The 13,234-nt window shown below is 72.6% G+C and carries 10 protein-coding genes; 5 read left to right on the top strand and 5 right to left on the bottom strand.

What is annotated here, in order from left to right; genetic code table 11:
- Positions 1-199: 199 nt before the first annotated feature.
- A complete protein-coding gene (locus ACZ6AA_RS09495; RefSeq protein WP_471457195.1) occupies positions 200-1,150 on the bottom strand; it encodes a methionyl-tRNA formyltransferase in 951 nt (316 codons plus the stop codon).
- 67 nt (positions 1,151-1,217) lie between these two features.
- On the opposite strand from ACZ6AA_RS09495, the gene ACZ6AA_RS09490 reads away from it, so the two are divergent.
- Positions 1,218-2,624 (top strand): lysine N(6)-hydroxylase/L-ornithine N(5)-oxygenase family protein, encoded by a 1,407-nt coding sequence (locus tag ACZ6AA_RS09490; protein ID WP_468458113.1) that lies wholly within the window; start codon positions 1,218-1,220, stop codon positions 2,622-2,624.
- On the opposite strand, the gene ACZ6AA_RS09485 is transcribed toward ACZ6AA_RS09490, so the two are convergent.
- Positions 2,621-3,328 carry a leucine-rich repeat domain-containing protein gene (locus ACZ6AA_RS09485; protein ID WP_471457849.1) on the bottom strand — a complete coding sequence of 236 codons (708 nt, stop codon included), beginning with the start codon at positions 3,326-3,328 and terminating at the stop codon, positions 2,621-2,623. The two genes, ACZ6AA_RS09490 and ACZ6AA_RS09485, sit on opposite strands and share 4 nt — an antisense overlap.
- 67 nt (positions 3,329-3,395) lie before the next feature.
- Between ACZ6AA_RS09485 and ACZ6AA_RS09480 the strand changes: the two genes are divergently transcribed.
- The 3 genes from ACZ6AA_RS09480 (at position 3,396) to ACZ6AA_RS09470 (ending at position 7,148) form a co-directional block, all read left to right on the top strand.
- A complete protein-coding gene (locus tag ACZ6AA_RS09480; protein ID WP_468458111.1) occupies positions 3,396-4,034 on the top strand; it encodes an ABATE domain-containing protein in 639 nt (212 codons plus the stop codon).
- A 91-nt stretch (positions 4,035-4,125) separates the two neighbouring features.
- Entirely contained in the window at positions 4,126-4,626 is a 501-nt protein-coding gene (locus ACZ6AA_RS09475) for a hypothetical protein (RefSeq protein WP_468458109.1), read from the top strand.
- A gap of 140 nt (positions 4,627-4,766) precedes the next feature.
- Positions 4,767-7,148: a glycoside hydrolase family 95 protein gene (locus ACZ6AA_RS09470; protein ID WP_471457192.1), complete on the top strand. Its 2,382-nt coding sequence runs from the start codon at positions 4,767-4,769 to the stop codon at positions 7,146-7,148.
- A gap of 113 nt (positions 7,149-7,261) precedes the next feature.
- Here ACZ6AA_RS09470 and ACZ6AA_RS09465 read toward each other — a convergent pair whose 3' ends face one another.
- Entirely contained in the window at positions 7,262-9,250 is a 1,989-nt protein-coding gene (locus ACZ6AA_RS09465) for an N-acetylmuramoyl-L-alanine amidase (protein WP_471457190.1), read from the bottom strand.
- 418 nt (positions 9,251-9,668) lie between these two features.
- Between ACZ6AA_RS09465 and ACZ6AA_RS09460 the strand changes: the two genes are divergently transcribed.
- Complete coding sequence (locus ACZ6AA_RS09460) at positions 9,669-10,886, top strand: serine hydrolase domain-containing protein (protein WP_471457188.1); 1,218 nt, start codon at positions 9,669-9,671, stop codon at positions 10,884-10,886.
- Positions 10,887-10,948: 62 nt separating this feature from the next.
- On the opposite strand, the gene ACZ6AA_RS09455 is transcribed toward ACZ6AA_RS09460, so the two are convergent.
- Together ACZ6AA_RS09455 and ACZ6AA_RS09450 are read right to left on the bottom strand one after the other, a co-directional pair.
- On the bottom strand, positions 10,949-12,331 hold the full coding sequence (locus ACZ6AA_RS09455) for an amidase (RefSeq protein WP_471457186.1): 1,383 nt from the start codon (positions 12,329-12,331) through the stop codon (positions 10,949-10,951).
- Positions 12,332-12,415: 84 nt separating this feature from the next.
- Positions 12,416-13,171, bottom strand: coding sequence for a thioesterase II family protein (locus ACZ6AA_RS09450; protein WP_471457184.1), 756 nt, complete (start codon positions 13,169-13,171; stop codon positions 12,416-12,418).
- Between the last annotated feature and the right edge of the window lie 63 nt (positions 13,172-13,234).

Below are 13,234 nucleotides of genomic sequence, written 5' to 3'. Positions count from 1 at the left end.
TCCGGAGATCGGTGCGGGCGCCGTCCGGAGATCGAAGCCATAGTAAGGTAAGGGTTGCCTAATCAGGTGGTCGGTCCGGGCGGGTGGACGGGGGAGTCCGGTGGGCGCCGTCCCGCGCACCTCCCGTACGGGCCCGGCGGCACGCCGGTGGACCTCGCGCCCGCAGAGGGCGGGCCGCCCGCTGATGTGTCCGGCCGGATCAGGACGGACGGGCCGTCAGATACCCGCCCATCGTGCGGAAGTAGTCCGTCGCCGCGTACTCCGTCCCGTCCTCCGTCCGCACCCGCTTGACCGCGAGCCCGCGGCGGCGGCCCGTGCGCGCGTCGGCACCGGCGACGATGACGACCGCGTCGCCCTCACGGATGAAGACGCGCCCGGGGGTGCCCCCGTACCGGCCCTCGGACACCGCCGCCTCCACGATCCGCAGCGGCTTGCCGCGGTGGTGCGTGAAGGCGTTCGGGTACGGGTCGCACTGGGCGCGCACGAGCCGGTCCAGGTCCTCCGCGGGCCAGGTCCAGTCGATGCGGCTGTCCTCCGGGGCGCGTTTGTGGAAGAAGCTGGCCCGCGACCGGTCCTGCGGCGTCCACACCGCCGTGCCCGAGGCGATCAGGTCGAGCGACTCGCGCACGATCGGGGCGATCAGGTCGACCGTCGCGCGGAACAGGTCCGCCGCCGTGTCCCGCGGGCCGACGGCCACCGCGCGCTGGAGCAGGACGTCGCCCATGTCCAGGTCGGCGTCCATGCGGTGGGCGGTGACGCCGACCTCGGGCTCGCCGTTGATGAGGGCCCAGATCAGCGGGGAGAAGCCGGCGTAGGTCGGCAGGAGCGAGTCGTGTACGTTCAGCGTGCCGTGCCGGGGGAGGTCGAAGATCTCCGGGGGCAGCCAGGTGCGCCAGTTGTTGGCGACGTTGAGGTCCGGTTCGACCGACTTGAGGGTTTCGAGGAGTTCGGGGTCTCCTGGGCGGTTGCGCAGCAGCACGGGCACGCCGTGCCGCGCGGCGAGGTCGGCGACCGAGTCGTCCCAGATCTTCTCGTACGCGTGGTCGCTTCTGGGGTGGGTGACGACGAGGGCCACGTCGTGCTCGGAGTCGAGCAGGGCCTGCAGTGTGCGGTGACCCCACGTCTGATAGCCGAACATGACGACCCGCATGTGAATCCTCCTCAGACATTGCAAGGTAAGGCTAACCTTATCTAACATGTGCCTGCTTAGGGAGGCGATGACGCGGGTGAACACTCTGCACAGCGAACAGGATTCGACGTACGGCGGCACGGAGCCGGCGAGCGGCGGCACGGGGTCGGCACATGGGGGACCGGAAGTGACGTACGACGTCCTGGGGATCGGCTTCGGGCCGTCCAACCTCGCCCTCGCGATCGCGGTCGAGGAGCACAACGCGCGGGCCGCCGAGGGCGACCGGATACGCGCCGGGTTCCTGGAGAAGCAGCCGCGGTTCGGCTGGCACCGGGGGATGCTCATCGACGACGCGACGATGCAGGTGTCCTTCCTCAAGGACCTCGTCACCATGCGTGACCCGAAGAGCAGCTACAGCTTCCTGTGCTACCTGCAGGAGCGTGACCGGCTCGTGGACTTCCTCAACCAGAAGACGCTCTTCCCGCTGCGCATCGAGTTCCACGACTACCTGGAGTGGGCCGCGGGTCGTGTCGCCGGGCTCGTGGAGTACTCCTGCGAGGTCGTCGCCGTGAAGCCGGTGACCGAGAACGGCGAGGTCGTCGCCTTCGACGTGGTCAGCCGCGCCCCGGGCGACCCGGAGCGGAAGATCGTGCGCCGGGCCCGCAGCCTCTGTGTCGCCACCGGCATGGAGCCCCATCTGCCGCCCAGCGCGGCCCGCTCCGAACGGGTCTTCCACAACAGCGAGTTGATCCCCCGGGTCGGCGCGCTCCTCGACGCGGGCACCCCGGTGCGCCGCGCCGTCGTCCTCGGCGCCGGCCAGAGCGCCGCCGAGAGCGTGGACTACCTGCACCGGCACTTCCCCGACGCCGAGATCTGCTCGGTGTTCGCGAAGTACGGCTACACGCCCGCCGACGACAGCCCGTTCGCGAACCGGATCTTCGACCCGGAGGCCGTGGACATCTTCTACAACGCGCCGCCGGAGGTGAAGCAGTCCCTCTTCGACTACCACCGCGGTACCAACTACTCCGTGGTCGACATGGACCTCATCGAGTCGCTCTCGCGCACCATGTACCAGGAGAAGGTGCAGGGGCGTCAGCGCATGCGGATGCTCAACATCTCCCGTATCCGTGAGATCGAGACCCACGACGACGGCCTGCGCCTGGGCATCGAGTTCCTGCCGACCGCCGAGCGCGACGTCATGGACGCCGACCTCCTGGTGTGCGCGACGGGCTACCAGCCGCGCGGCATCGACGAGCGCATGGGCGAGCTCGGCAAACTGTGCCGCCGCGACGACGAGGACGCCCTCGTCGTCGGGCGTGACCACCGCGTCGCCACGCACGCCAACGTCGCCGCCGACATCTACCTCCAGGGCGGCACGGAGCACACCCACGGCCTCACCTCGACGCTCCTGTCCAACACGGCGGTCAGGGCGGGCGAGATCCGCGCCTCGCTGATCGAGCGCCGCCGACGGGAGCCCGCGCTGAAGGGGAGCTAGCGCAGCACCACGCAGCCCCGCGCCCGCAGGGCCGCCAGGGTGTCCTCGCCGCCTCGCACGTCGTTCCAGCGCAGATCCAGCTTCTCCAGGGACGGCAACGCGGCCAGCCAGTGCGGCACTTCGCGCAGCCGGTTGGCCCGCAGGTCGAGGCGGCGCAGGAGCGGCAGCCCGCGCACGGCGTCGGGCACGGTCGCGAACGCGTTCTCCCGCAGCTCCAGTTCGCGGAGTTCCCCGAGGTGGCGTACGTCGTCGGGGAGCGTGGTCAGCTCGTTGCCGCGCAGCCACAGCTCGCGCAGCCGACGCAGGCCGCCGAGCGTCGCGGGCAGCGTGGTGAGCCGGTTGTGCTGGGCGCGCAGCTCGACGAGGGACGTCATGCGGCCGACCGCGCCGGGCAGTGCGGTGAGCCGGTTCTCGCCCACGTTCAGGTAGGCGAGCCGGCGCAGGCCGCCCAGCTCTTCGGGCAGGGCGGTGAGGCGGTTGTCGTGCAGATAGAGGAAGTCGGTCAGCGCGGGCAGGGCGCCGAGTTCCGGCGGGACCTCGGTCAGCAGGTTGTGGCCGAGGTCCAGGGTGCGCAGGGCCGGGAGGGCGGCGATGCGGGCGGGCAGGTGCGTGAGCGCGTTGTCGGCGAGGAGCAGGGACTCGACGCGGGGGTGGTCCCACACCGCTTCCGGTACGGCGTCGAGTCCGGCACGCCAATAGTCCAGTACGGTCCCGTCCGGCACCCCGAGCCACCCCCTGTTAATGGTTGCCGGGGAACCTATCATTAACCGCATGCCCGCCCCGCCCGAGCCGTCGGCGCCGCCCGCCACCCTCCTCACCCTCGACCTCGCCGCCACCCTCCGCCACGACGGCCATGGCGGTGTCGCCGACGACCTCGACACGCCGGACGGCCTCACCGCCTGGGTCCGCGCCCACGCGGCGGCGCTGCCCGGAGCCCTCGCCGCCCGGCGCTTCCGGGCCGACGAGAGCGCACTGGAAGCAGTACGGGGGGTGCGTGCCGCCGTCCGCGCGCTGTTCGCCCGCGCCGTGCGTCCGGGAGCGCCGAGCCCCGCCGACGCCCGGCGGCTGCTGCCCCTCGGCCAGGCCGTGACCAGGCTCAACGAGGCCGCCGCCCGGGTGCCCGCCGTGCCCGTCCTGAGCTGGCCGCGCGGCGGCGCGCCCGTCGTCCGTGACGAGCCGGTGGCCCAGGCGGAGACCGTCGTACGCGCCGACCTCCTGAACGCCGCCCTGGCCCGCGCCGCGCTCGCCTTCCTCACCGGACCCGACCGGGAGCGGCTGCGCGCCTGCCACGCGCCCCGCTGCGTGCGGTACTTCCTCAAGGACCACCCGCGCCAGGAGTGGTGCCGACCCGCCTGCGGCAACCGTGCCCGGGTGGCCCGCCACCACGAGCGCAACCGGGGGCACGCCTGAGCCCGCCCGGCCGGGAACCACACCCTCACCGGCGCTTTCCCGCCGCCGCCCCCGGGCAGGGGTGAGCGCGCCGGACACGTACCATGGCGGCATGTCCTTCCTCCGCCGCCGCAGCTCCGCCACTCCCGCGGGCCCGGACTTCGACGTCCTGGCCATGGACCCGGGTGACTGGCCCGGCAATCTCGGCGCCGGCCTGCTGCCGGCCCCCGACGGCAGCTGCCAGGGCGTCTTCCTGCGCTACGACCTGTTCGGCGGCCGCGGTCCGGCGATGGTGATCGGCAATCTGCCGGAGGGCGCCCCGGCCCGCGAGCTCGCCGACGGCGAGGTGCCCTTCGAGGTGGCCCAGCTGCTGCTCGCGCTGGAGAACGACGAGGAGGTCACCGTCGTCGCCAGCGAGGACGTGCCGGTGATGCAGGGCGACAACCTCCTGATCGTGCGCCGTCTGCGGCTGTCCGAAAGCCGCGTCTCCTGCGTGCAGTTCGACCGCAGCGACAACGTCCTGGTGACCATCGCGGCCTGGGACCGCCCGATCACCGACGACCTGTACGCGCTCCTCAAGCCGCTGCCCGCGGAGCTGTTCCAGCAGGGCTGAGGGCACCGGAGGCCCATCGCCGCCCGCGAGGTCACCGCGCCCCGCCGCCCCGAAGTCCAAGTGCCCACCCACTCCGTCCAAGGAGTGGGTTTGTCATGCTCCTTGTCGGGCGAGTCATCGGACTTTTAGCGTGGCGGCCCATGAGGCCACAGTTCCTGGAGTTCATGCGGCAGGGGATCACTCGAAGAACCACCATTCAGTCGGCCGTAGGGGCGGGAGCCGCTCTGGCCCTCGGCGGACCGGCGTCCGAGGGCATCGCCGCCACCGGCGAGTCCGCTCAGTCATCCGATGACCTGAGGCTCTGGTACCGGGCCCCGGCCGCCGACTGGGAACGCGAGGCGCTGCCCATCGGCGGCGGGGCCCTGTGCGCCATGGTCTTCGGATCCCTCACCAGTGAGCGGCTACAGCTCAATGAGAAGACGCTGTGGACCGGCGGCCCCGGCGCCGAGGGCGGCTACGACCACGGCAACTGGCGCGCACCCCGCCCCGACGCCCTCGCCGCCGTCCGGGGGGACCTCGACGACCGCGGCCGACTCGCCCCGGACGCCGTCGCCGCCGCCCTCGGCCAGCCCCGGCGCGGCTACGGCGCCCACCAGACCCTCGGTGACCTGCGCATCGACGTCGCGGGCGCGCCGGACGCGCCCGACGCCTCGTACCGCCGCGCCCTGGACCTGCGCGAAGCCGTCGCGACCGTCGCGTACACCCACCAAGGCACCCGCCACACCCGGGAGTTCTTCGCCTCCCACCCCGACGGCGTGCTCGTCGGACGGCTCGGCGCGGACCGCCCCGGAGCCGTCACCTGCACCCTGCGCACCACCTCACCGCGCACCGACGTCACCGCCGCGGCCGACGGCGACCGCATCACCGTACGCGGTGAACTCGCCGACAACGGCCTGAAGTTCGAGACCCAGATCCGGGTCGCCCACCGGGGCGGGACACTCGCCGCGGGCCCCGACGGCAGTCTCACGGTCACCGGCGCCGACCAGGTGTGGTTCGTGCTCGCGGCCGCCACCGACTACGCCGACACCTTCCCTCGCTACCGCGGCGACGACCCGCACCGGACCGTCACGCGCACCGTCGACGCCGCGCTCGCCCGCGGCCACGAGGAGCTGCGCGCCCGCCATGTGCGCGACCACCGGGCCCTGTTCGACCGCGTCACCCTGGACCTCGGCACGGCGGCGGCCCCGGACGTCCCGACCGACCAGCTCCTCAAGGAGTACGGCACCACGCCCGCCGCCGACCGGGCCCTCGAAGCGCTGTTCTTCCAGTACGGGCGCTACCTCCTCATCGCCTCCTCCCGCCCCGGCTCGCTGCCCGCCAACCTCCAGGGCGGCTGGAACCACAGCACCGCCCCGCCGTGGTCGGCCGACTACCACGTCAACATCAACCTCCAGATGAACTACTGGCCGGCCGAGGCCGCCAACCTCGCCGAGACCACCGCCCCCTACGACCGCTTCGTCGAGGCCCTGCGCGAGCCCGGGCGGCGCACCGCGCGGGAGATGTTCGGGGCGCCCGGCTGGGTGGTGCACAACGAGACCAACCCCTACGGCTTCACCGGCGTTCACGACTGGTCGACCGCGTTCTGGTTCCCCGAGGCCGCCGCCTGGCTCACCGCACAGCTCTACGAGCACTACCGCTTCGGCGGGTCCACGCACTATCTGCGGCACACCGCCTACCCCGTCATGAAGGAGGCCGCCGCGTTCTGGCTCGACCAGCTGCGCACCGACCCGCGCGACGGCACCCTCGTCGTCACGCCCAGCTACTCGCCGGAGCACGGCGACTTCACCGTCGGCGCCGCCATGTCCCAGCAGATCGTGCACGACCTGCTCACCAACACCCTTCAGGCCGCCCGCGTCCTCGGCGACGACCCCGCCCTCCGCACCCGCCTGGAACAGACCCTGGACCGGCTCGACCCCGGCCTGCGCGTCGGCTCCTGGGGACAGCTCCAGGAGTGGAAGGACGACCTCGACGACCCCGGCGACGACCACCGGCACGTCTCCCACCTCTACGCCCTGCACCCCGGACGGCAGATCCGCCCCGGCAGCCAGTGGGCGAAGGCCGCCGAGGTCTCCCTGAAGGCACGCGGCGACGGCGGCACGGGATGGTCCAAGGCCTGGAAGATCAACTTCTGGGCGCGGCTGCGCGACGGCGACCACGCGCACAAGATGCTCGGCGAACAGCTCAGGTCCTCCACGCTGCCCAACCTCTGGGACACCCACCCGCCGTTCCAGATCGACGGCAACTTCGGCGCCACCTCCGGGATCGTCGAGATGCTGCTGCAGAGCCAGCACGACACCATCGACGTGCTGCCCGCCCTGCCCGCGAGCTGGCCGGACGGCTCGGTGCGTGGCCTGCGGGCACGGGGCGGCGCCACCGTTGACATCACCTGGGCCGACGGCCGCGCCACCCACGTCGTCGTGCAGGCCTCGCGCACCCGCGAACTGACCGTTCGCTGCGCCCTGTTGACGGGCGGCGAGCGCACCTTCAAGGCGGTGGCGGGCCGCCGCTACGTCTTCCGCTAGCCCGCCCCGTAGGACTGTCCCCGTACGACTGTGTGGTCCCCGTACGACGTCGGGCCCGGAGCCTGCCCCCACGCAGGTCCGGGCCCGACGAGCTCAGGTCGTCGGCATCGCCGTCACGATCCGGACGGCATCACCTTCACGTCGGCGGCGCGCACGAACGCCACCCGGTGGCCGAACTGGATCTCGTAGTACATGTCCTTGCCGCGCACCACGCGGTGCGGGGCGAGGTCGAACGTCGGCGAGTAGAAGTACTCACCGGGCAGCTTGTCGCCGACCGCGTACTTCTGGCCCGCGAGGAGCTTGTACGGCAGCGGCGAGACGGCCTGCACCGGCACCCCGGCCGGGTAGGCCTCCTTCTCCGGATAGGCGCGGCCGTACACCGGGACGTCGCTCGCGCCGTCCTTCGGCGTCAGGACCCAGCCGCGCGCGTCGACGGCCGTCGGTTGCTCCTTCGGGTTCTTGAACCAGGCCTTCTGGCCCAGGTACCAGACGGCCGTCCAGTCGCCCTGGCGGTCGGCGACCGCGTACTGCTGGCCGGTCGACAGGCGCGAGCCCATGTCGTTGACGTCGATCGTCGACGGCTCACCGCCCGGGCGCAGCCCGATGTCCTGGATCAGCGGGGCGTCCTCGCGGGGCTCGGTGTGGACGCGCACCGCGCTGGAGCCGTGCGGCACGCACTTCTCGCCGGGCTTGGCGCAGCCCGTGAACTCCGGCTGGTTCTTGCTGAACTCGGGCGCCACGGTGACCAGGCCGCCCTTGGGTCCCGCCGTGCGGTGCAGCGGCTTGCCGAGCAGCTTGAAGTAGTGCTGCCAGTCCCAGTAGGGGCCGGGGTCGGTGTGCATGCCGCGGATCGTCGCGGCCGTCGTGCCCGGCACCGTGTCGTGGCCGAGGATGTGCTGGCGGTCCAGCGGGATGCCGTACCGCTTGGCGAGGTACTTCACCAGGCGCGCCGACGAGCGGTACATCGCCTCCGTGTACCAGGTGTCGGGCGCCGTCAGGAAGCCCTCGTGCTCCAGGCCGACGGACTTGGCGTTGACGAACCAGTTGCCCGCGTGCCAGGCGACGTCCTTGGTGCGCACGTGCTGGGCGACATGGCCGTCGGAGGAGCGCAGGGTGTAGTGCCAGGACACGTACGTCGGGTCCTGCACCATCTTCAGGACGCCCTCCCAGGTGCCCTCGGTGTCGTGCACGACGATGTACTTGATGCCCTGGCTCTTGGGGCGGTCGGCCTTGTCGTGGTTGCCGTAGTCGTTGTCGCCGAACTCCTCGTACGGCGCGGGGATCCACTCGCACGCGAGCGTCTTCGGACAGTCCGTCCCGGCATCCTTCGCCTTGCGCAGCCCCATGCCGCGCAACTGGGCGTTCTCCGGGGCGAGTCCGGGCCGGGCGGCCAGCGTCACGCGCTGCCCCGCGTCGGTCGTCCGCCGCTGCCCGTCCCGCATGACGGCGAACACGTCATTGGCGTACGTGGCCGCGCTCGCCCGGTCGTCGGCTCCGGAGAAACGCGCGATGGCGCCGTACCAGTCGGCCGGGTCGTCGCTGAGCGGCTTGCCGAGCTGCTTCTGCGCGGCGGCGAGCAGGGCCGCGCCGCCCCGGACGTTCGCCGCCGAGTCCTCGCGCAGCCGCTCCGCGGGAAGGCCGCTGAGCTTCGCGGCCCGCTTCAACGTCTTGAACCGGTCCGGGAGCTGGGACTCCGTCGGCGGCTTCGCCTGGGGCCGCAGCGTGGCCCGGGAGGCGTCCCCGCGCGGGTCCTCCGCGCCGTCGGCGTGGTGCGGCGCGGTGGCGAGCGCGGTGCGGGCGTCGGTGAGGTGCATCGGGCCGTAGCCGCCGGTGACGCTCGGGGCGCCGCCGTGCGCGTCCCAGCGGGACTGGAGGTAGGAGACGCCGAGCAGCACGCTCTGCGGCACGTCGTACTCGGCGGCCGCCGCCGCGAAGGCGCTCTGCAGGCTCTCGGGCCCGGCGTCCGACGCGGGCCGGGACGCGGAGGACGACGGCGCGGCGCCGAGCAGGGGCACCAGCAGGGCGGCCGACGCGAGAGCGCCCGCCGCCCTGGCGGCACGTCTGCGCGTGGGCGGGACGGATGCGGTGACGGATCCTCGCAAGGCAGCCTCCTGGGACTTCCGGGCCAAAGCGGCGTGACGGGGCGTGCGGGGCCGGGCGTGCGTCAGTGGTACCGGCTCGCCGACGATCCGTCAATCATGCCCAGGAGAAGGGATTTCCCATGTCAGCGCCGGTCTGGCGTGTTTTCGCCACGGGCGGTGTCATCGCCTGCGGTGCGTCAGTGGAGTGGACCAATGAGCGGGCGGAGCCGCAGGTCGGAGCACGAGGTGGAGCGGCGTGGGGGAGCTGGCCCCACCTCGACCATCCGGTGTGCCCCAGTGACGAGGGGGCCGCCGGTGCGCGAGGGTGATCGGCATGCCGATGAGAGCGTGCCCCGTCCGTGGGGCCGAACAGTCCCGTACTCGACCTGCTCACCGTCGTCGCCGCGTCGGCCTTCTGGCGGTGTCTTCCGTCCTGGCCGTGACCGGGGTCGTCGGCACGCTCGGGCAGCCGGGCCAGGCCGTCGCGAAGGCGGGCGGCACGTCGAACGCCGCGGGGGCCGATCAGCGGGACCGACTGGAGCGGCTGGCGCGGGAGGTCGTGGCCGCCGGGGCGCCCGGTGTGGTCGTGCGCGTGGACGACGGGCGGGGGCGGCCGGTCGAGGTCGTCGAACAGGCCGCCTGGAGCCGGGCGGAGCAGCGGCTGCGGGCGGGGGACGAGTTCCGGATGGGGTCCAACACCAAGACCATGATGGCCACCGTCGCCCTGCAACTGGTCGCCGAGGGCAGGCTCGCGCTGACCGACCCGGTGGAGAAGTGGCTGCCGGGCCTGGTGCCCAACGGCCGGGCGATCACCCTGCGGATGCTCCTCAACCACACCAGCGGCCTGTACGACTACACCCTCGACCCGGCGCTCCTTCCCTCGATACTGGGCCGGGAACAGCGGCGCTGGACGTCGGAGCAGCTCCTTGCAGTCGGCGTGCGGACCGATCCGGAGTTCCCGCCGGGCGCCGCCTGGTCGTACAGCAACACCAATTACGCCGCGGTCGGCGCCGTCCTGGAGAAGGTCACCGGGAAGAGCCTGGCCGAGCTGGTCCGCGACCGGATCACCCGGCCGCTCGGCCTCAAGCACACCTACTTCGCCACGGACTCCACCTGGCGCGGCCGACACGCCCGCGGCTACGAACCCGACGCCGCCCATATGCCACCGGGAGTACCGCCCGAGTTCAGGGAGTACGCAGGGGTGCCCCGCGACGGTCACGTGGACGTCTCCGACAACGACCCCTCGTGGGGCGGGGCGGCCGGAGCGGTGGTGTCCAGCGCCCGTGACTGGGACCGGTTCTACCACGCCTTGATGTCGGGCGAACTGCTGCCCGCCGCCCAGCTGGCCCAGATGCGCACCACCGTGCCGGTCCGCCCGGACCAGCCGAACGGCCCCGGCGGCGGCCTCGGCATCCAGACCCTCGAGGGCCCGTGCGGCAGGGTGTGGGCCCACGACGGCGGCATCCCCGGCTACTTCAGCACCAACTTCACCGACCCCAGCGGCAAGCGCACGGCGACCGTCCTCATCCCGACGGAGGCCTTCGCCGAGCACCCGGAAGCCTTTCCGAAGCTCAACGAGGTGTCCAAGGAGCTGCAGACCGCCGCGATGTGCGCCATGGCCGACAAGCCGGTGCCGACCGCGGGTCACACCGGCTGACCAGCTCGGGCAGGCCGATGAGCGTGGGCCCGCAGGGCCAGTCGCAGTGGATCGGGGTCAGGTCAGCCGGTGTAGACCGGGGGAGTGCGGTCCGCCCAGGGCGTCGCCTGTTCCAGCTGCGCGGCGACCTGCAGCAGCAGGTCCTCGCGGCCGTGCGCGGCGACGAGTTGGACGCCGATCGGCAGGCCCTCGCGGCTCTGGCCGAGCGGCAGGCTGATGGCCGGGTTCCCCGACACGTTGAAGGTGGCGGTGAAGGGCCCGTAGGTGAACAGGCGGCGCAGCCAGGAGCGTGCCGTGTGCCCGGAGTGGTCGTAGTCGAGGGTGCCGTGCGGCGCGGGCAGGCGCCCGAGGGTCGGCGTGAGGAGGAGGTCGTACTCCTGGAAGAACCGGCCGAGGGACCGCGTCACCTCGTTCTGGGCCTGGGTGGCGCTCATCACGTCGAGGAGCGTGAACTCCTCGGTCTCGCTGAGCACGCGCCGGGACACGGCCTCCAGCTTCCCGGGGTCGGGCCTGCGGGGCGCGCCGCGCAGCACGGCGCCGCCGGTGGTGACGACCGTCAGCATGGCCGCCTCGACGACCGCGTCGCCGTCGAGGTCGAGACGGGTCTCGGTCACGGTGTGCCCGATCCACTCCAGGACCTGGCCCGCGGTGACCGCCGCGGCGGCGACCTGGCCGTTCACGGTGCCGCCCGTCCAGGGCTCGGTGGTGAGGGCGACGCGCAGACGGCCGGGATCGGTGCGGATCGCCTCGGTGTAGGGGCGCGCCGGCCGCGGCGCCTGGTACTTGTCGCCGACAGTGGGCGCGCTGACGGCGTCGAGGAGGTGGGCGGTGTCCCGGACGGTACGGGTCACGGCGAACTCGACTAGCTGACCGAAGGCGATCTCCCCGCTGGTCGGCCCGCACGGCGTACGGCCGAGACCCGGCTTCAGGCCGACGAGGCCGCAGGACGCGGCCGGGACGCGGATGGATCCGCCCGCGTCGCTGGCGTGCGCCACGGGCACCGCGCCCGCGGCGACCAGGGCGGCCGCCCCGCCGCTCGACCCGCCCACGCCGAGCTTGGGGTTCCAGGGGTTGCGGGTCGGGCCGTACCGCACCGACTCGGTCGCGAAGCTCAGCCCGAACTCCGGCGCGGTGCTCTGCCCGAGCGCCACCAGACCGGCGGCCCGGAACCGGGCCATCAGATCGTGGTCGACCTGGGCGTACGCGCCGTTGATGGCCCGGCTGCCGATGGTGAACGGCACGCCCTGCGCGAAGGGGCCGCTGTCCTTGATGACGAAGGGCACCCCGCCCAGCGGCCCGTCCGGATCATGGGCGAGGGACGGCTCGAACAGCGGCCGGGTGAGCGCGTTGAGTTCGGCGTGCGCCCGCTCCAGCGCCCGGCGCGCACAGTCCTCGACCTCGGCGGGGGTCACCTCACGCGCCCGGATCAGCTCCCGCAGTCCCACCGCGTCGAAGGACGCGTACTCGTCGAGCTCCAGCGGTCCCAGCTCCTTGGTCTGTCCTGGTGGTCGTGCGGGCGAGCGGGCAGGTCAGCGGCGCGGGGCCGCGGCGTCGAGGTGGTCGGTGATCTCCCGGGCGACCGTCTCGGTGTGCTCGCTCAGGAAGAAGTGTCCGCCAGGCAGGACCCGCAGCCGAAACGGGGCCACCGTGTGCTGCGCCCAGGCCCTGGCCTCGGCGACCTCGACCAGCGGGTCGCTGTCGCCGGTCAGGGCGAGGACGGGGCAGTTCAGGGGCGGTCCGGGCTGGTAGCGGTACGTCTCGATGGCGCGGTAGTCGCCGCGCATGGCCGGCAGGACCATGCTCAGGACGGCCTCGTCGGCGAGGAGTTCCCCGTCCGTGCCGCTGAGGCGCCGCAGCTCCTCGACGAGACCCTGGTCGTTGCGCAGGTGCACGCTCTCCTCGCGTCGACGTGATGGGGCGCGCCGCCCGGAGGCGAACAGGCCGAGCAGGACGATGCCCCGCGCCTCCAGTCTACGGGCCACTTCGAAGGCCACCGTCGCCCCCATGCTGTGCCCGAGGAACGCCAGCGGCCGGTCCGCCCAGGGCAGCAACTCCTCGGTGACGCGGTCCACGAGTGTCGAAATGTCCGTGATGCAGGATTCGTTCATGCGGTCCTGGCGGCCCGGATACTGCACGGCCAGAACCTCCGCCGCAGGTGAGACCACGGCGGAGAGCGGGAAGTAGAACGTCGCCGAGCCGCCGGCGTGCGGGAAGCAGACGAGGCGGGTGGCCGCGTCCGGCGCCGGATGGAACCGCCGGACCCAGGAGCTGCCGGTCGATGCCATCGTGCCGCCTCTTCCTCGTGATGCCTCAGTGGCTGTTGTGAACGAATCGTGACCGTTGTGTGT

It is taken from the genome of Streptomyces sp. NPDC040610 (genome assembly GCF_055594065.1).
The sequence above is the reverse complement of the archived record's forward strand: the minus strand, read 5'-3'. Positions and strand labels throughout refer to the sequence as shown.